We start from the raw sequence: 18899 nt of genomic DNA on the forward strand, positions 1-18899 counted from the left end.
TTACATTTCTTGACCCGAAACGGCTATTTGCGCCAACAGTGCGCGCAATTGCGGCAAATGCAGGGCCACCTGCGTCCAGCGCCCCCCGTCCGCCGCCTCTTCCATTTCCGTGCACAGCATGTGCAGCTGCGTTTCATCGAGATAGGCGGCGCTGCCCTTCAAGCCGTGCAGCAGGCGCCCGGCGTTATCGCGGTCCTGCGCCGCCAGGGCTTCGTCGAGTTCGCGCAAGCGCCCTTCCAGGTCGGCGACGAAGGCGACACGGATGCGCCGTTGCAGCTCGCCGCTGCGGATGGACTGGGAAGGCGCCGGAACAGGAACTGCCGGCGCGATGCCGAACAGGGCGTCGAGTTCGGCCTGCCCCCGCGCGGCGCCGCGCGGCGCATTCGACGGCATGCGCGGCAGCATGAAACCGCGCTGCAGCTGGCGCTCGATGGCGCGCGCCAGCAAGCCATGCAGCGCCGCCTCGTCCACCGGCTTGCTGAGGAAATCATCCATGCCGACGCCAAGATAGCGGCTGCGGTCTTCCTCGCTGGCGTTCGCCGTCAGGGCCACGATCATCAGCTCCTGGTCACGCACGGGCTGGTCCGGCCAGCCGCCCACGCGGATCAATCGCGTCGCCGTGGCGCCGTCCATCTCCGGCATGCGCCCGTCCATCAGGATCAAGTCATAGCGCGTATGCACGCAGGCCGCCACGGCCAGCACGCCGTTGGCGACCACGTCGACCCGGTGTCCCAGTTCCTCAAGCATCACGCGGATGATGATCTGGTTGGTGGGGAAGTCTTCCGCGCACAGCACGCGCAGCTGGTGGCTGTGCGGCGCCAGTGCCACCTGCGGCACCAGCGGCGGCGCCACGCCATCGGCCAGCGGCAAGGTGAAGGCAAACGTGCTGCCCTGCCCCGGCGTACTGGCCACTTCGATTTCGCCATCCATCAGTTCGACCAGCTGGCGGCAGATGGCCAGGCCCAGGCCCGTGCCGCCATAGCGCCGCGTGGTGCTGGCGTCGGCCTGCTCGAACTTCTGGAACAGGCGCGCCATCGCATCGGCATCGATGCCGATGCCGCTGTCGCTGACGGTAAAGCGGATCAGGTTGACACGGCGCCCGCCCCTGCCGCTGGCCACGCCGGCCCGCTCGACGCACACGCTGACGCCGCCGCGCTGGGTGAACTTGAAGGCATTGCCGACCAGGTTGACCAGCACCTGGCGCAAACGGGTCGGGTCGCCCACGACGAAGGGCGGCAGGTCGGGCGCGAAATCGATGGAGAAACCGATGCTGCGCGCGGCCGCCTGCTCTTCGAACAGGGTGACGACCGTCTCGATCGCCGCGCCGAGCGCGAAGTCGATGTTTTCGATACTCAGCTTGCCCGCCTCGATCTTGGAAAAATCGAGCAAGTCGTTGATGATCACCAGCAGCGACTGGGCATTGGCCTGGCCGCGCAGGATCTGCTCGCGCGTGGCGTCGTGCAGCTGCTCGTCGCGCAGGGCAAAACCCAACATGCCGATCACGCCGGCCAGCGGCGTGCGCATCTCGTGGCTCATGTTGGCCAAAAATTCCGACTTCTGGCGCGTCGCATCCTCGGCCTTGCGCTTGGCCTGGCGCAGGCTTTCCTCGTTTTTCGTCAGGCTGCTGTTCACCTGTGCCAGCTTTTCCGACTGGGCCAGCACTTCGATTTCCTTGCTCTGCAACTCGGCCGTGCGTTCGCCGACCAGTTTTTCCAGCTCGTTCTGCTGGCGCCGCAGCGTACGCACGCGCTGGCGGTAGGCACCATACACGGCGCCCAGCAGCAGCGCCGCCATCAGGGTGCGGAACCACCAGGTTTTCCAGAACGGCGGCAAGATCGTGATGGCCAGGGTGGTGCCGCTCTCGTTCCACACGCCGTCCTTGTTGGCCGCCTTGACGCGAAACACATAGTTGCCCGCATCGAGGTTGGTGTAGGTGGCAAAGCGCCGTCCCGCATCCGTCATGACCCAGTCCTGGTCGAAGCCTTCGAGCCGGTAGGCGAACATATTGCGCTGGGGCGCGGCGAAATGCAGGGCCGCGAATTCCAGCGAAAAGACGCTTTCGCGGCTGGTCAGCACCAGCTCGCGCGTATGGTCGATGGCCGTCTTGAGCACGTGCGCGAACTCGCCGCGGCCGATGGCCACCGGCTTGTTGAAGATCTGCAGTTCCGTGACGGCCACCAGCGGCGGCACGCGGTTGTCGTGGATATCCTGCGGCATGAACGCCGTCATGCCGTTGAAGCCGCCGAAATACATGGTGCCGTCCGACGCGCGCAGGGCCGCGCCATCGAAGTACGAGCCTTCCACCGTGCCGTCGGCGCTGTCGTAGTTGCGAAACAGTCCGCTGCGCATGTCGAGCCGCGTGATGCCGCTATTCGTGCTCAGCCACAGCTGCTCGTTGTCGTCGCCGAGGATGCTGGCGACGGCATCGTCGGCCATGCCGTCCTTGCGCAGGAAGCGCCGAAAACGAATCTCGCCCTTGGCGTCGACGTCCATGCGGTTCAAGCCATTGGCCGTGCCCACCCACAGCACACCGCGCTTGTCCTCGTGCAGGAAATGCACTTCGTCGTGACTCAGGCTCTGCGGGTTTTGCGGGTCGTGGCGGAAATGGCGGAAGCGGCCACTGGCGCGGTCCAGCAAGTCCAGGCCGTGGAAGGAACCTATCCACAGCCGCCCCTTGCCGTCTTCCAGCACGGGCCGCACCATGTTGTCGGACAGGCTGTTCGGGTCGGCCGGGTCGTGGCGGTATGTGGTAAAACGCTTGCTGACGGGGTCGAAGCGGTGCACGCCGCCGCGCGTCGAGACCCACAGCATGCCGCTGCGGTCGCTGACGATATTGCGGATGGTGTCGCTGTTCGGGTCGCCGGCGGCAAAGCGCATGGTGAAGAAACGCCCCAAGGCGGGATCGAAGCGGTGCAAGCCCGTCGAGCCGCCCACCCACAGCACGCCGTCCGGCGCCTTGTACAGGGTCGTGACCTGCTCGTCGCGCGACATGCCGGGCGCGCTGCGCAGGTCGAACAGGCGCGAGCTGCCGTCGCGCGTGTCGTACAGTTTCAGGCCGCCCTTGGTGGCCAGCCACAGCTTGCCATTGCCCGCGTCGGCCACGGCGCGCACTTTCTTGTCCGCCAGCGCGCCCACGTCGCCGGGCGCGCGCGCCATGCGCGAAAAGCCGCCGCTGCCCAGGTCGACCCGGCTCACGCCGTTGTACCAGGAGCCGACCCAGAAGGTGCCGGCGCGGTCGCGGTACAACGACGACAGCTGGTTGTCGGCCACGCTGAACTTGTCGCCCGTCTGGTGGCGGTATTGCAGGAAGGTGTCGCTTTCGGGCAGCCAGCGGAACAGGCCATCGGCATTGCTGCCCAGCCAGACGGTGGCGTCGACATCCTGGTACAGGCTGGCCACGCGGATGGCGGAGAAGCCATGCTTCTCGCCTAAGCGCACTCTCGATTGCGGCAGCTGGCCGGCCGCGCCCAGGCGCCAGCGCTCGGCGCCGGCCATGGTGCCGATCCACAGGTTCTGCTGGCGGTCGATCAGCAGCGACTGGATCACGTTGTACTTCGAGCCGGGCGCCGCATCGACGGCGAAATGCTCGAAGCGCTCGCTGCCCGGCGCCAGCATGTCCAGGCCCGTCACCGTGCCTATCCACAGGCGCTGCTGCGCATCCAGCGCCAGCGCCTTGATTTCATTGTCGCCCAGGCTGTGCGGGTTGCCCTCTTCATGGTGCCAGGTGCGGAAGCGGCCCGTGGCGGGGTCGAAATGCTGCAAGCCGTCCGAGGTGGCGATCCAGAAGCCGCGCGCGCCATCGTCGAGAATGGCGTGGATATGCCGGTTGCCGTTGCCGCGCTTGCTCTTTTCGGCCGGGCCGTAATGGATGAAGGTCTGGCTGGCGGCGTCGAAGCGGTCCAGGCCATTGTCCGTGCCCACCCACAGCTGGCCCTGGCTATCGACGTGCAGCTCGCCGACCCAGTTATCGGCCAGGCTGGTCTTGTCGCCCTCGATATTCTTGTAGACGACCATGCGGTAGCCGTCGTAACGGCTCAGGCCAGACTGGCTGCCGAACCACATATAGCCTTGCCGGTCCTGGGCGATGGCCAGCACCGATTCCTGCGCCAGACCCTGGTCGACGCTGAGCTGGTCGAAACGCAAGGTGGGCGCAGGCGCCGCCACGGCCCATCCGCCCGCCATCAAAATTAACAGTAAGGCAACATCGCAAACACGTCGAAATACCCGCACAATCGTCCTGTCAAAAAAACGCGAAAAACCCGCACGCCGCTCCAAGGGCCGTCTCAAGAACCAAAAAACGCCAGTACATCGTCCTTGCGGGCTTGCGTATCGCGCTGTCCAAGACGGATCAGCTCGTTAGTATACGTCGATTCGAACAATAAATACGATGCCAGCGCCGCGCCGCGCGCTTCGGCCGCGCCGATGCCCGACAACATTGTGCGGATGGGACGCGGCAAACTGCCGATATGCCGGCTGGCAATGGCGTCGAGCCGTTCGGACGGCGCGATGACCAGCAATTCCACGGGCCGCAAGGCCGTCTTGCCCAGCAACTCGGGCGGCAGCATCGACAGGGTCAGGTTGATGCGGTTCAAACGTTCGATGTCGACGGCCAGGCCATCGAGGAAGATCGACGAGAGCGCGTGGCCGGCGATCTGCGCCAGGCTCGGGTAGCGCGCCGCTTCGGACGCGGCGGGCGCCGGTTCCGTCATGCGCCCGGCGCCCACCACCAGCACCTTGTTCGCGCCCAGGTGAATGGCCGGCGAGATCGGCGCCAGCTGGCGCATGGAACCGTCGCCGCAGTATTCGCGCTGGCCACCCACGTACAGGGGCACGGCGGGGAAGATGAAGGGGATGGCGGCCGACGCCAGCAAATGCTCCACGCCGATCTGGTCCGGCAGGGCCAGGCGCTGCGTGCGCACCCACGGCGCGATATCCTCAGCCGTCTGGTAAAACGTCATATGGCGGCTGCCCGAATACGACGATGCCGTCACGGCCAGCGCATGCAGCAAGCCGTCGGCCAGGGCCGCGTCCAGGCGCGGCAGGTCGAGCATGCGGTGCAGCAAGCTGACCAGCGGGGTATTGTCGAGCAGGGAATTGGGCGGCGACGCATGCCACTGGCGCAGCAGCCAGCCGAACGACAGCAAGGACAGCCAGCGCGCGCCCGAGCGGATCACGCCCAGCGAATCGGCGCGGTACACTTGCTCGACTTCGATGTGCTGCCACACGTCGAGCAGCTTTTGCACGCCTTCGCCAAAATTGTCGGCACGGCAGGCCAGCGCCGTGGCGTTGATGGCGCCGGCCGAGGTGCCGCAGATGATGTCGAACGGGTTGCGCGCCGGCGCCCAGCCCGCTTCCCACAGTATTGCTGAAATCGCCTGCAGCACGCCCACCTGGTAGGCGGCACGGGCGCCTCCTCCCGTGAGTATCAAGCCTGTTTTATTTTGCATTCCCATGCCGGCAGATTAGCAGGGTCTGGATGCTTTGTGGAAAAGATTAGGGGTCAGACCCGTCGGGTCTGACCCCAGCTTTTGCCTTTGGGCTAAACAGTAACAATCAAAAAATCAATCCCCCCTGACCATGCCTTCACGCCGTGGATCAGCCCCCCCAAACCAGAAATCCCTGCCATGCGCATTCAGGCGCATGATGCCCTGCAAGCCCGAGTTCTGCTCGATCACGCGCACCTCGTGGCCCATCGCCTGCAGCGCCTCGACTTGCGCTGCCGGCGCACGGCCCTTTTCCAGTTCCGTCGGGCCGTTGCGGCTGCCGAAGTTCGGCAGACTGATCGCCTGCTGCACGTTCAAGCCCCAGTCCATGGTGCCGACCAGCACCTTGGCCACATAATTGATGATGGACGAGCCGCCGGGCGAACCCGTGGCCAGCACCAGCTTGTGCGTGCCCTTCTCGAACACGAGGGTGGGCGACATGGCGCTGCGCGGCCGCTTGCCCGCTTCGACCCGGTTGGCGATCGGGCCGTCCGCATCGCGCGAATCGAACGAGAAATCCGTCAGCTGGTTATTGAGCAAAAAGCCGTCGACCATCTGGCGCGAACCGAACGCGTCTTCCACGCTGGTGGTCATCGACAGGCCGCCGCCAAAAGCGTCGACGGCCACCAGGTGCGAGGTCGACGGGCGCTGCAAGGCGTTGTCCATGCCCCACGCCACCTGCATGCCGGGCGGCGTGCCAGGTTTGGCCTTGCCCATGGATTTTTCACCGATCAGCGCGGCGCGCTGGGCAAGGTAGGTTTTATCGAGCATCGAGGCGACGCCATTGCCCGGCAGCGGCACGAAGTCCGTGTCGGCCACGTAGCGGTTGCGGTCCGCGTAGGCCAGGCGCCCCGCTTCCGAGAACAGGTGGATCGCTTGCGCATCGAGCACGCCGTCGACGGGTGCATACGGCCGGATGTCTTTGACCTCCAGGATGCCCAACATCTGCGCGATGGCGATGCCGCCCGACGATGGCGGCGGCATGCCGCACACGGTCCAGGCCTTGTAATCGCTGCAGACGGGCTCGCGCACCTTGGCCTTGTAGCCGGCGATGTCGGTCGCCGTAAGCTTGCCCGGGTTGGTCGGGTGAGACGCCACCTTGGCGGCGATGTCGCGCGCGATGCGGCCGTTGTAAAAAGCGTCGGCGCCGCCGCGGGCGATCTCGCGCAGGGTGCGCGCCAGTTCGGGATTCTTCAGCACGTGGCCGACGGGCCAGGCCTTGCCCTCTTTGTCATAGAAATACGCGGCGGCGACAGGATCGCGCTTCAAGGCCTGGTCCCAGTTCAGCAAGCCGTTGAGGCGCTGGCTGACGGGAAAGCCGCCGTGCGCCAGCTTGATGGCGGGGCCGAACAGGGTCGCCCACGGCAGCTTGCCGTGTTCCTTGTGCGCCAGTTCCAGCATGCGCAGCACGCCCGGCGCACCCACGGAACGCCCGCCCACCACGCCCGTGGCGCGCGAGACGGGACTGCCGTCCGGATTCTGGAACAGGTGTTCATCGGCGGCGGCCGGCGCCGTTTCGCGCCCGTCGAACGCCTGCACGCCCTTGGCCGTGGAGTACAGCAGGAATGCGCCGCCACCGATACCCGACGATTGCGGCTCGACCAGGGTCAGCACCAGCTGCGTGGCGATGGCCGCGTCGATGGCGCTGCCGCCCTTTTTCAGCATCTGATAGCCCGCATCGGCAGCCAGCGGATTGGCGGCGGCGACCATGAATTTCTGCGCCGCCCAACCCGATTTTTCCGCATACGCGGTGGCGACTTCCGGCGCCTTTTGCGGCACCTCGGCAAATACGGGACTGGCAGCGAGTGCTCCCAGCAAGGTCAGGCTCAGCGCCAGCGGCTTCAATGTGATCATGCTTACTCCGGTAAAGATACCCGGGTATGCTACCTCAAATGCCGGCCACGGCGCTGCACCCTCGTCTAGGGCTTACTTCGGTTGCATGCGGATCGCGCCGTCGAGACGAATCGTTTCGCCATTGAGCATGACGTTTTCCACGATGGCTTTCACCAGCTGCGCGTATTCGCCGGGCTTGCCCAGGCGCGATGGGAACGGCACCATCTTGCCCAGCGCATCCTGCACTTCGGCCGGCATGCCCAGCAGCATTGGCGTTTCGAAAATGCCGGGCGCCACCGTCATCACGCGGATGCCGTTGCGCGACAGGTCGCGCGCCATCGGCAAGGTCAGTCCCACCACGGCCGCCTTCGACGAGGCGTAGGCTGCCTGGCCGATCTGGCCATCGTAGGCCGCCACGGACGCCGTGTTGATAATGATGCCGCGCTCGCCTTCAGCGGTGGCATCCTGCTTGGCCATGGCGTCGGCCGCCAGGCGGCACATATTGAAGGTGCCCACCAGGTTGATGTTGACGACTTTCTGGAACAGGGCCAGCGGATGCGGGCCATCCTTGCCCACGGTTTTCACGGCCGGCGCCACACCGGCGCAGTTGACGAGGCCACGCAAGGTACCGAGTTTGGTAGCGGCCGCCACCACGGCCATGCCGTCTTCTTCCGACGTCACGTCGCACTGCACAAACACGCCATCGAGTTCCGCGGCCAGCGCCTGGCCCGCTTCCGTCTGCACGTCGGCCAGCACGACCTTGCCGCCCGCCGCCGTCAGCATGCGCGCCGTGGCCGCGCCCAGGCCCGATGCGCCGCCCGTGATGATGAATACATTGTCTTGAATCTGCATGAAATCTCCTGAGTGATAAGCGCCGTGTTCCCGGCGCCTGATGGTTACATGGTGCCATAGTTACGTTTACGTAAACGTAATGTCGGCGACAATTGTAGCCATTTTTGAGCGCACCGCGCGAAAACTTGCAGGACCAGCCTATGGCAGGACTAAAAACACTGGATGAACGCCCCATTGCGGTGGCAGATGCGCCCGTTGGCATCGAGCGTCGCGTTGCCCGCGCCGTTATAGCGCGCGCCGGCCGCATCGCGGCAACCGCCCGTGTCGCAGGCGCCGATCGGCTGCGGCGCACGGGGCATGGGCACGGCCGGGCTGGGCGGCAGGGGCGCCATGGGCACGACGGGAAGCGCGGGCTGCGCCGGCATGCGGCCGATCACTTGCGGCACGGAACGACGCGGCTGCACGGGCGGCGCCGGGCGGCAAGGTTCGACGGCCAGCTTGCCGCTGTCGCGCGGATCGAGCTGGCACACGGGCAAATCATCGGAAACGGCCTGCTCCTGGGCGCCTGCATGGCCGCCAACGAGCAGCAGGGCGCAGGCCAGCGCCGGTATGGTTTTGATCATCGTCTTCATGCCACCTCCCCATGCATCGATCATACCGCTTTCATTATTGGCACACGCGGCGCCAGATGCCATGCATATGCTGCAACGGTGTTTTATTTCCTTTCATCACTTTCCTTCTTGCCAGGATAGCATTACAATAAGAACGATTCTTATTCTCATTAGCAGAATGGGAGCGCAGTTTATTGCATTTTCAATCATTCATACCCGAGCCACCCGGAAGGCAGCCAGGAAAAAACAACATCCGGAAAGTTCACCATGACCAAGCGCAGTCCCGCCTTCACATCCTTCGCAGTCCCCGTCGCCACTCCCGCCCGTCCCCGCCATTGCACCACCCTGATCCTGCCCTGCCTGCTGTCCTTGGCCGTCAGCAGCGCCTGGGCCGAAGGCACTGTGGCCGCCGACCCGACCATGAACACGGTGGTCGTCACCGCGTCGGGTACGGCCATCGACATCAAGGATGCACCGGCCAGCATCAGCGTCATCACGCGCGAGGAAATCGAACGCCAGCCCGTGTACGACCTCAACACCCTGCTGCGCCGCATCCCCGGAGTGACGGGCGGCACCAGCCCCGTGGGCGAAGAATCGAAGATCAAGCTGCGCGGCCTGCCCGACAAATACACCCTGATCCTCGTCGACGGCAAGCGCGTGGGCAGCTCGGCCGACACGGCTTACCGCCCCGACCTGGGCCGCCAGGACTTGAACTGGATCTCGCCCGACATGATCGAGCGCATCGAAGTGGTGCGCGGACCCATGTCGTCGCTGTACGGCTCGGACGCCATGGGCGGCGTGATCAACATCATCACGCGCAAGGTACCGGGCAAGTGGAACGGTTCGGCCACGGCCAACTACACGCAGCCGCAGGACAGCGGCCGCGGCACGGCGCACCAGCTGGGCGTGAACCTGGCAGGTCCCCTGTCGGACACTGTCGGCATGCGCCTGGGCGTGGGCCAGACGCGCCAGAATCCCGATGAAAAAGCCATCGGAAAATCGGGCGGCATCGGCGGCGAACGCAACCAGACTGTCACGGGCCAGCTGAGCTGGGCGCTGGACAAGAAACAGAACCTGACGCTGGACGCCAGCTACGGCAAGCAGCAATCGACGGATTCGACCACGCTCGACGCCGACGGCTACCCGCTGTTCGGCGCCTGGGGCGCGAGCAAGCTGATACGCAAGAGCGCCAGCATCGGCTATGAAGGCCGCTGGGACTTCGGCAAGGCCATGGTCAACCTGTACCACAACGATTTCGACAACGAAGTCGTCGGCACGGTGGCCAAATCCAAGGACAGCACCCTCGACGCCAGCCTGGAAAAACGGGTCGGCTGGGGCGGCATCGAGCAGATGCTGGTGATGGGCGGCCAGTGGAAGCACCAGGAACTGACGAACACGGACACCATCGGCACCATCCCCACCGACTACCTGGGCAACCCCGTCAGCGGCGCCACCCTGTCCGGCACCACGTCGGCCCTGTTTGCGGAAGACCAGCTGTTCCTGCGCGACAACCTGACGGCCACGGCCGGCCTGCGCCTCGACCACCACAGCAAGTTCGGCAACCATTACAGCCCACGCCTGTACCTGGTGTACCACCCTGCCCCCGCCTGGACCATCAAGGGCGGCGTGTCGCAAGGCTTCCGCGCCCCGAGCCTGAAGGAAAACTCGCCGGCGGCGGCCACGCAGTCGGGAGGACGCGGTTGCGGCAGCCTGAAACCCCTGGGCTACATCACGGGCGGCTGCTACATGGCCGGCAATGCGGACTTGAAGCCAGAAACGAGCACGGCCGGCGAAATCGGCGTGGCGTGGGAACAGAATGGCTGGGACGTGGGCGTGACGTACTTCCACACGGATTTCAAGAACAAGATCGACTACGCGCCGCTGGGCTTTTACCAGAAGCAGTGGTGGACCAAGATGACGAATATCCAGAAAGCGCGCACCAGCGGCGTGGAAGCGACGGCCACCATCCCGCTGACGAAAAACCTGAACTGGCGTAACAACGTGACCTACATGGCGGAAGCGAAAAACCTGACGACGGGCGCCAACCTGCTGTCGACGCCAAAACTGTCGTGGTACTCGGCCCTGGGCTGGCAAGTCAACGACCAGCTGTTCGGCGAAGTATCGGCCCAGTACACGGGCAAGGAACTCGACGCGGGCCAGGCGGCCAACAAGGCCTACACCATCGTCGACACGGTCGTGTCGTACAAGGTCACGCCACAATGGACCGTGCGCGGCGGCGTGGAAAACCTGTTCAAGAAAGGCCCGCTGGCCGATGGACTGGTCGACTATTACGTGCCGGGACGGCGCATGTTCGTCGGCCTGACGTCGCGCTTCTAATAGCGGGGCGGCGGCGTATTTGGCGGCGGCGTGGCGGCATTGGCCGGCACGCTGCTCAGCATCTGCCCGGCCACGGGCACCTTGTGGCCGCTCGCGTACATGCATTGCTGGTAGGCGTAGTCATAGCGGCGCTGCATGCCATACGCCGAACTGTCGGCCGCGCCCGTGCCGGCCAGCGCGCCAAAGACCAGCCCAGTGCCGGCACCCACGCCGGCGCCATGGCCGCCATCGATGGCGGCGCCGGCCACCGCACCGAGCAAGGTGCCCAGGGCCGCACTGCGCACGCCGCTGTCGGCCGCGGCCTGCTGCGCCGAACTGCCGCCCAGCTGCGCCTGCGCATACCCGCGGCACTGGGCGTCATCGCCCTGGAATTGCGCGAAACTCTTGCCCGTGCCGGGCAACACCATGGCCGATGGCCCTTGCGGCATCACCGTGCATGCCGCCAGCACAAGGGGCGCCAGCACGCCCCCGCACACTGCGCCTGTTTTCCCGTTCATGTCGCACCTCGCTTTCAGCGCACACTGCCCGGCGCCACGGCGCGCCACGGCAGCGTGCAACTTGCCACATAGGGATAATAGCCTTGCGGCTGACGGCAGTAGTACCACATCGGCGCCGTCGGCACCCCGCCCTGCTCGACATACACGGGCGGCGCGACGGGCAGCGGCTGTACCACGACCGTGCGTCCGTACGGATGGCGGTACCACGGGTCGCCGTACCACCCCGGCCCGTAGCCCCAGCTAGAACCCAGCCACACGCCGACATGCGAGCGGCCACGGAAATGGCCGTGTCCGTGATGACCATGGTGGCCATGATGGCCGTGGAAGCCGTGTCCACCGTGCCGGCCATGCCTGCCAGGATCGGCCCAGGCGCTGCCGGCCAGCGCCAGCCCCACCGCCACGGCCAGCCCCCGCATCAGCCAGCGCCGTTTGTCTGCCTTGTCCATGATGCCTCCTGCCTTCTGCTGCCTGAAGTGACTCCTTCATTATTGGCAGACGGCTGGCGCAGGCAAGGCGCTGTAACATTTGCTCACTTTTGATACGTACACGATATGGAAATCAGGAAATTTTGACATGCCCGACGTAAAAACAGCCCCTGGAAACGGGGCTGTTTGACGTGGGGTTTATTGCGCCGGCAAGCTTTGCACCGGTGTGGCCGGCGCCAGGATGGGCGGCACGGGCGCGTGGATCGGTGCCGGCGCCTTGACCGCCAGCCAGCCCGTGGCCGGCAGCAGCGGCACCAGCAGCAGGGCGACGATATTGATGATCTTGATCAGGGGGTTCACGGCCGGACCGGCCGTGTCCTTGTACGGGTCGCCCACCGTGTCGCCCGTGACGGCCGCCTTGTGCGCATCGGAACCCTTGCCGCCGAAGTGGCCATCCTCGATATATTTCTTCGCATTGTCCCAGGCGCCGCCGCCCGTGGTCATCGAAATGGCCACGAACAGGCCCGTGACGATGGTCCCCATCAAGAGGCCGCCCAGAGCCGCTGGCCCCAGCAGCATGCCCACGACGATGGGCACCACCACGGGCAGCAAGGAGGGCACGATCATTTCGCGGATGGCCGACGCCGTCAGCATGTCGACGGCCTTGTCGTATTCGGGCCGCGCCGTGCCTTCCATGATGCCCTTGATGTCGCGGAACTGCCGCCGCACCTCGACCACCACGGCGCCGGCCGCGCGGCCCACGGCTTCCATCGCCATCGCGCCGAACAAATACGGTATCAGGCCGCCGATGAAGAGGCCGACAATGACCATGGGGTTCGATAAATCGAAGGTAATGTGCTGGCCCACGGATTCGAGCGCATGCGTGTAGTCGGCAAACAGCACCAGCGCGGCCAGGCCGGCCGAGCCGATGGCATAGCCCTTGGTGACGGCCTTGGTCGTGTTGCCGACGGCGTCCAGGGGGTCGGTGATGGCGCGCACGGAGTCGGGCAAGCCCGACATTTCCGCAATGCCGCCCGCGTTATCGGTGATGGGGCCATACGCGTCGAGCGCGACGATGATGCCGGCCATCGACAGCATGGCCGTGGCAGCGATGGCGATGCCGTACAGGCCCGCCAATTGATACGAGACGAGGATGGCGATGCAGACGGCCAGCACCGGATAGGCGGTGGACTTCATCGATACGCCCAGGCCGGCGATGATGTTGGTGCCGTGGCCCGTCGTCGACGCTTCGGCGATGTGGCGCACGGGCTTGAAATCCGTGCCCGTGTAGTATTCGGTGATGTACACCATCAGGCCCGTGAGCACGATGCCGACGACGGTGGCGCCCAGCATCTTGTAGCGCATCGCGTCGTCGGGCCACAGCAGCCACGTGACGACGGCAAAGCCGACCAGGGACAGGCCGGCGGCCCACCACAAGCCCGTGTACAGGGCCGACATGATCTTCGCACCCGGCTTGGTCTTGACCATCGAGCAGCCGACGATGGAAGCGAGGATGGACACGGCACCCAGCAGCAGCGGGTAGATGATGGCCGTGCTGCTCGCTTCTGCCATCAGCAGTGCGCCCAGCAGCATGGTGGCGATCAGGGTCACGACATAGGTTTCGAACAGGTCGGCCGCCATGCCGGCGCAGTCGCCCACGTTGTCGCCCACGTTGTCGGCGATGACGGCCGGGTTGCGCGGATCGTCTTCGGGTATGCCCGCCTCCACCTTGCCCACCAGGTCCGCACCCACGTCGGCGCCCTTGGTGAAGATGCCGCCGCCCAGCCGCGCGAAGATGGAAATGAGCGAAGCGCCGAAGGCCAGGCCGATCAGCGGCTTGATCAAATCATGCTGGGTCAGGCCGGGCGCGCCCGTCGTCACCAGCAGCCAGTAGAACAGGGTCACGCCCAGCAAGCCCAGTCCGACGACCAGCATGCCCGTGATCGCCCCGCCCTTGAAAGCCACGTTCAGCGCCTGGTTGATGCCCAGGGTGGCCGCCTGCGCCGTGCGCACATTGGCCCGCACGGAGACATTCATGCCGATGAAGCCGCAGGCGCCCGACAGCACGGCGCCGATCAGGAAGCCCAGCGCCGTGTGCAGGCCAAGCAGCAGATAGATGGCGATCAGGAGCACCACGCCGACGATGGCGATGGTGCGGTACTGGCGCGCCAGGTAGGCGGCCGCGCCCTGCTGGATGGCCAGCGCGATTTCCTGCATGCGCGCGTTGCCGGGATCCTGCCTCAGGATCCAGCTGCGCGACACCAAACCATAAATGACTGCGACCACGCCGCAGGCTACCGCAAACCACAAACTGGCTGCCATATCGTCCCCTTCTGTTTTTATCCGACGTCATTGCCAACAGCTGCAGACCGCACCGGGTAGGCACGCGCAGCCAGGAAAACACGACCTGCAAAAAAACTGAACCACGAAAACGATACGGCGCCCGCCTGAAGCGCGGGCACAAAAAAAGCGGACACTCAGGTCCGCTTTTCAAACACTGCTTATTCCGCCAGGGCGGCAAATGCGCTGTCGCGGATTTGCTCGACCGGACCGACGCCGGCGATGCGGCGGTATTTCGGCGCGCCTGGCAGGCCGGACTTGGCCCAGTCATTGTAGTAGTTGAGCAAAACCTTGGTCTGGTTGTGGTACACGTCCAGGCGCTTCTTGACGGTTTCCGCCTTGTCGTCGTCGCGCTGGATCAGGGGCTCGCCCGTGATGTCGTCGACGCCGTCGACTTTTGGCGGATTGAATTTGACGTGGTACACGCGGCCCGAACCCGGGTGACTGCGGCGGCCATCCATGCGCTCGATGATCGAAGCGTCAGGCACGTCGATTTCCAGCACATAGTCGACATTGATGCCGGCATCTTTCATGGCGTCCGCTTGCGCGATGGTGCGCGGGAAGCCGTCAAACAGATAGCCATTGGCGCAATCGGCTTCCTGCAGGCGGTTCTTGACCAGGCCGATCATGATGTCGTCCGACACGAGGCCGCCCGCATCCATGACTTTTTTCGCTGCCAGGCCCAGTTCCGTGCCTTCCTTGATCGCCGCGCGCAGCATGTCGCCCGTGGAGATTTGTGGAATATTGTATTTTTCTTTGATGAAGTTAGCTTGGGTGCCCTTGCCGGCACCGGGTGCTCCTAAAAGTATCAGACGCATTGAAAAGTTCCTAAAAAACAGATTTTGGATGGTGGTATGTGTAATTATTTTTAGATGATGTTGCTATGGCTATCTTTCCCTACGAAACTTACCACAAAAAATCCCCGGAACGCCAGTTTGCTGTCGAATTGCTATGCCCTGATTGATCAAAGCCAGCAATTAGCGAAGCAGACGTTTCAAAATGTGGTTTTTGCTGCAGGCGCACAAAATTATATTTGCACGCCTGCCGTTTTGCGGGTAACGCGCTTACTGGGCGCGATAGTGGGCTTGTACCCTGGCAAGATCTTCCGGTGTGTCGACACCGGCGGCCGGGGCCGAGTCCGTGACATGCACGGCGATGGCAACACCGTGCCACAGCACGCGCAACTGCTCGAGCGCCTCGATCGCTTCCAGCGGCGACGCGGACAATTGCGGATACTCTTGCAGGAATGCATTGCTGTAGGCATACAGGCCGATATGGCGCAGCGGCACATAGCCGGTCGGCAGGCTGTCTTTCGACTGCGCGAAGCCGTCGCGGTGCCACGGAATCGTCGCGCGCGAGAAATACAAGGCGCGGCCATTCTTGTCCAGCACGACCTTGACCACGTTCGGGTTGAACGCATCGGCCACATCGTGCAGCGGATGGGCGCACGTGGCCATGGGGACGGCGGCGCTGATCTGCGCCGCGCAGGCGGCCAGCAAGGCCGGATCGATCAACGGTTCGTCGCCCTGCAGGTTGACGACGACGGCATCGAGCGGCAGCTCGAGCGTGCGCGCCACTTCGGCGATGCGGTCCGTGCCCGACGGATGGTCGCTGCGCGTCATGCACACTTCCACGCCATGCGCGGCGCAGGCGGCGCGGATGGATTCGTGGTCGGTGGCGACGATGACGCGCGCGGCGCCCGACAGGGCTGCCTGCTCGGCCACGCGCACCACCATGGGTTTGCCGCCCAGGTCAGCCAGCGGCTTGCCCGGCAGGCGCGTCGAGGCCAGGCGGGCCGGGATGATGACGATGAACGCCATCGTTATTCCACTGCGTCTTGCAGGGTGCGCGCTTCGTCCGCCCACATGATGGGAATGCCATCGCGGATCGGATAGGCGAGGCGGTCGGCGCGGCAAATCAGTTCCTGCGCCTTCTTATCGTGTTCAAGCGGACCCTTGCAAACAGGGCAGACCAGGATATCAAGCAGTCGAGCGTCCACGACATTTCTCCACAATTTGTTGGGCCAGCGCGCTATCGATGCGCGCACTGACGGGGACGACCCACAGTCTCGGGTCATCTTTGAGATATTCAATTTGCGCACATTTTACTGCATCCTTCTCGGTGATCAAGATCACATCCGTGTCGAGTGCCGCAAATGGCTGGTCGAGGAAGTCGTGATGGTCGGGCAAGGGCAGTTCCGTGAAATCCAATCCGGCGCCGCGCAGCATGGCAAAGAAGCGCTGCGGGTTGCCGATGCCGGCCGCCGCCACGATGCGCTGGCCGCTGGCCGCCAGGGTTTCAAGCGCCACGCTTTCACTGCGGTTCACCATGCGTTCGGCCACGCCGCCGGCCAGCAGCATCTGCACCACCAGCCCGCCCTGCGGCGCGACCCTGGCCACCAGATCCGGCGCCAGCTCGGGCGCATTGATCATCGTCACGTCGCGCCGGCGGCGCGGCGATTCACGCAAAGGCCCCGCCGGCAGCAGCCAGCCATTGCCCGCGCCGCGGCCGTCGAACAGCACGATTTCCACGTCACGCCGCAAGGCGTAATGCTGCAAGCCGTCGTCGGTGACCAGCACGTCAACGTCCGGGTGCGCGGCCAGCAGCGCCCTGCCCGCTTGCGCGCGGTCGCGCCCCACCATCACGGGACAGCCGCCGCGCTGGAAGATCAGCAGCGGCTCGTCGCCCACCTGCTGCGGCGTGGAAGCAGCGGTGACGGCGCGTGGCGAACGGTCGGCGCTGCCATGGCCACGCGAAATGACGCCAGGGCGCATGCCCGCGTCGCGCAAGGCTTGCACCAGCCAGATCGTCAGCGGCGTCTTGCCCGTGCCACCGATAAAAATGTTGCCGACGACGACGACGGGCACGGGCAGTCGCGCGGATGTCAGGAGGTTTGCCTGGTACAGGCCTCGCCTGACACTGCTCAAAGCGCCGAACAGCAGGGAGACGGGCCACAGCGCGCACGCCAGCGGGCCGCGCGTCAGCCAGGCGCGGGTCAGTGTGGTTTCAAGCTTGGCGGGGGAGGATGTGAGCATGGGGGGAGGAGTAAAGGGCTGGGGTCTGACCCGGCGGGTCAGACCCCAATTTTGTTGCCGGTAACGGTCGAAGCTTACTTGCCCCCAGCTTGCGCCGCGAACGTCAGCTTTTCATAGCCGGCCAGGCGGGCCGCTTCCATCACGTGGATGACCATCTGGTGCATGGCGAACTGGTCGGCGTTGACCACGACCACGGGCGTCTGCGCGGGCGCCTTGCCGCCGTTGGCTGCTTTCGCCGCGTTCTGCAGGGCATCGGCCAGGCCGGCCACGTCGCGGAACGAGATGGGCTCGCGGTTGACCGTGTAGTTGCCCTTGGCGTCGATGGTGACGTCGATCTGCTGCGGCTTCTCCTTCGCCGGCTCGGCGTCGGCCGTCGGCAAGGTGATCTGCAGCTCCGTAAACTTGCTGTAGGTGGTGCTGACCATGAGGAAGATCAGGATCACCAGCAGCACGTCGATGAACGGGATCAGGTTGATTTCGGGGTCTTCACGCCCCTTGCCTTTGCGGAAATTCATTTGCGGCCACTGTGGACGATGTCGACGAACTTGACGGCTTGCTGCTCCATGTCAATGACGAAGCTGTCGACGAGGGCGCGGAAGTGGCGGTAGAAGACGAGGGTCGGCATGGCGATGGCCAGGCCGAAGCCCGTGTTATACAGGGCCACCGAGATACCGTGCGCCAGTTGTGCGGGATTCGAGCCGCTGGCGTTTTGCGAACCGAAGATTTCGATCATGCCCACCACCGTGCCGAACAGACCCATCAGCGGCGCCAGGGTGGCGATCGTGCCCAAGGTCGTCAGGAAACGTTCCAGCGTGTGGGCCACGCCGCTGCCCGCCTCTTCGATCGACTCCTTCATCACCTCGCGCGGCGCGTCGACGTTGCGCAGGGCGGCGGCCAGCACCACGCCCAGCGGCGAATTGCTTTCCAGCTTGGCCACCGTATCCGGCGTGATCTTGCCGCTGCGATACACCTGCACCACCTCATCGAACAGCTTGCGGGGCAGTATCTTGGCGCGGCGCAAATACAGCAGGCGCTCGATGATCAGGGCCAGGGCGACGATGGAAGCGATCAACAACAGCCAGATGGGCCAGCCAGCGGCTTGAAATATAGCGAGCAAAAGAAACTCCTGGTAAAGGGAAGGCGATGAATCGCCCGAACAGCCTGTATTGTACCGAGCGCCGAAGACCGATTGTACGTGCGCGCAGGAATGGCGCAATGTAGCGCGTTGCCGCGCCGGCGGCAAGTGGCGCCTGCATGGTACTTGTCCCCAGCGCGCAGTGAGCACCTGCCGCTGCGGCCCAGTTTTGCACACTTTGTGTGGATAAGATTGTGAGCAAGCATGAAGTCCAGCCCACAAGTCATTGATTTACATGGAGATTATCGTGCTGCGCAAAATACAGGCATAGCAGCTTATCGGCAGTAGTCAATGTCAATAAATTAACACTTGAAGAGTTCTGCACATTTACTGTGGACAAGATTGTGCGCAAAGCCGAGGAATGTAATCAAGCCATTGATTTTAAAGGAAATTAAATCAATGCGTAAAAAA

15 protein-coding genes are annotated in these 18899 nt (G+C 64.6%); 1 reads left to right on the top strand and 14 read right to left on the bottom strand.

Annotation, left to right across the window (positions count from 1 at the left end; genetic code table 11):
• The 5 genes from AC54AG_RS12090 to AC54AG_RS12110 form a co-directional block, all read right to left on the bottom strand.
• Window positions 1–4182: a hybrid sensor histidine kinase/response regulator gene (locus AC54AG_RS12090; protein WP_496630452.1), complete on the bottom strand. Its 4182-nt coding sequence runs from the start codon at window positions 4180–4182 to the stop codon at window positions 1–3.
• 101 nt (window positions 4183–4283) lie between these two features.
• Complete coding sequence (locus AC54AG_RS12095; RefSeq protein ID WP_319992520.1) at window positions 4284–5453, bottom strand: patatin-like phospholipase family protein; 1170 nt, start codon at window positions 5451–5453, stop codon at window positions 4284–4286.
• A 108-nt stretch (window positions 5454–5561) separates the two neighbouring features.
• The gene (gene ggt, locus AC54AG_RS12100) at window positions 5562–7337 is read right to left on the bottom strand and encodes a gamma-glutamyltransferase (protein ID WP_496630455.1); all 1776 of its coding nucleotides are present in this window, start codon (window positions 7335–7337) and stop codon (window positions 5562–5564) included.
• 72 nt (window positions 7338–7409) lie between these two features.
• Window positions 7410–8168, bottom strand: a complete 759-nt coding sequence (locus AC54AG_RS12105; protein WP_496630456.1) for a 3-hydroxyacyl-CoA dehydrogenase — start codon at window positions 8166–8168, stop codon at window positions 7410–7412.
• A gap of 149 nt (window positions 8169–8317) precedes the next feature.
• The gene (locus AC54AG_RS12110) at window positions 8318–8740 is read right to left on the bottom strand and encodes a hypothetical protein (protein ID WP_496630458.1); all 423 of its coding nucleotides are present in this window, start codon (window positions 8738–8740) and stop codon (window positions 8318–8320) included.
• Between the two features lie 246 nt (window positions 8741–8986).
• Here AC54AG_RS12110 and AC54AG_RS12115 point away from each other — a divergent pair, with 246 nt between their 5' ends.
• Window positions 8987–11056, top strand: a complete 2070-nt coding sequence (locus AC54AG_RS12115) for a TonB-dependent receptor domain-containing protein (protein WP_496630459.1) — start codon at window positions 8987–8989, stop codon at window positions 11054–11056.
• Here AC54AG_RS12115 and AC54AG_RS12120 read toward each other — a convergent pair.
• The 9 genes from AC54AG_RS12120 to AC54AG_RS12160 form a co-directional block, all read right to left on the bottom strand.
• Complete coding sequence (locus AC54AG_RS12120) at window positions 11053–11553, bottom strand: glycine zipper family protein (protein WP_496630461.1); 501 nt, start codon at window positions 11551–11553, stop codon at window positions 11053–11055. The two genes, AC54AG_RS12115 and AC54AG_RS12120, sit on opposite strands and share 4 nt — an antisense overlap.
• Window positions 11554–11567: 14 nt before the next feature.
• Window positions 11568–11999 carry a hypothetical protein gene (locus tag AC54AG_RS12125; RefSeq protein ID WP_496630462.1) on the bottom strand — a complete coding sequence of 144 codons (432 nt, stop codon included), beginning with the start codon at window positions 11997–11999 and terminating at the stop codon, window positions 11568–11570.
• A 177-nt stretch (window positions 12000–12176) separates the two neighbouring features.
• A complete protein-coding gene (locus tag AC54AG_RS12130; protein ID WP_496630463.1) occupies window positions 12177–14300 on the bottom strand; it encodes a sodium-translocating pyrophosphatase in 2124 nt (707 codons plus the stop codon).
• A 179-nt stretch (window positions 14301–14479) separates the two neighbouring features.
• The gene (adk, locus tag AC54AG_RS12135) at window positions 14480–15136 is read right to left on the bottom strand and encodes an adenylate kinase (protein ID WP_034751729.1); all 657 of its coding nucleotides are present in this window, start codon (window positions 15134–15136) and stop codon (window positions 14480–14482) included.
• 246 nt (window positions 15137–15382) lie between these two features.
• Window positions 15383–16138, bottom strand: a complete 756-nt coding sequence (kdsB, locus tag AC54AG_RS12140; protein WP_496630464.1) for a 3-deoxy-manno-octulosonate cytidylyltransferase — start codon at window positions 16136–16138, stop codon at window positions 15383–15385.
• Window positions 16139–16140: 2 nt separating this feature from the next.
• Window positions 16141–16317 (bottom strand): Trm112 family protein, encoded by a 177-nt coding sequence (locus AC54AG_RS12145; protein ID WP_010395789.1) that lies wholly within the window; start codon window positions 16315–16317, stop codon window positions 16141–16143.
• A complete protein-coding gene (gene lpxK, locus AC54AG_RS12150) occupies window positions 16298–17353 on the bottom strand; it encodes a tetraacyldisaccharide 4'-kinase (RefSeq protein ID WP_496630465.1) in 1056 nt (351 codons plus the stop codon). Before lpxK ends, AC54AG_RS12145 begins: the two co-directional genes overlap by 20 nt.
• 74 nt (window positions 17354–17427) lie before the next feature.
• Window positions 17428–17868, bottom strand: coding sequence for an ExbD/TolR family protein (locus AC54AG_RS12155; protein WP_331777409.1), 441 nt, complete (start codon window positions 17866–17868; stop codon window positions 17428–17430).
• A complete protein-coding gene (locus AC54AG_RS12160; RefSeq protein ID WP_034751738.1) occupies window positions 17865–18470 on the bottom strand; it encodes a MotA/TolQ/ExbB proton channel family protein in 606 nt (201 codons plus the stop codon). The genes AC54AG_RS12155 and AC54AG_RS12160 overlap by 4 nt, the downstream gene beginning before the upstream one ends.
• Window positions 18471–18899 lie beyond the last annotated feature (429 nt).

It is taken from the genome of Janthinobacterium sp. BCJ23 (assembly GCF_059617945.1).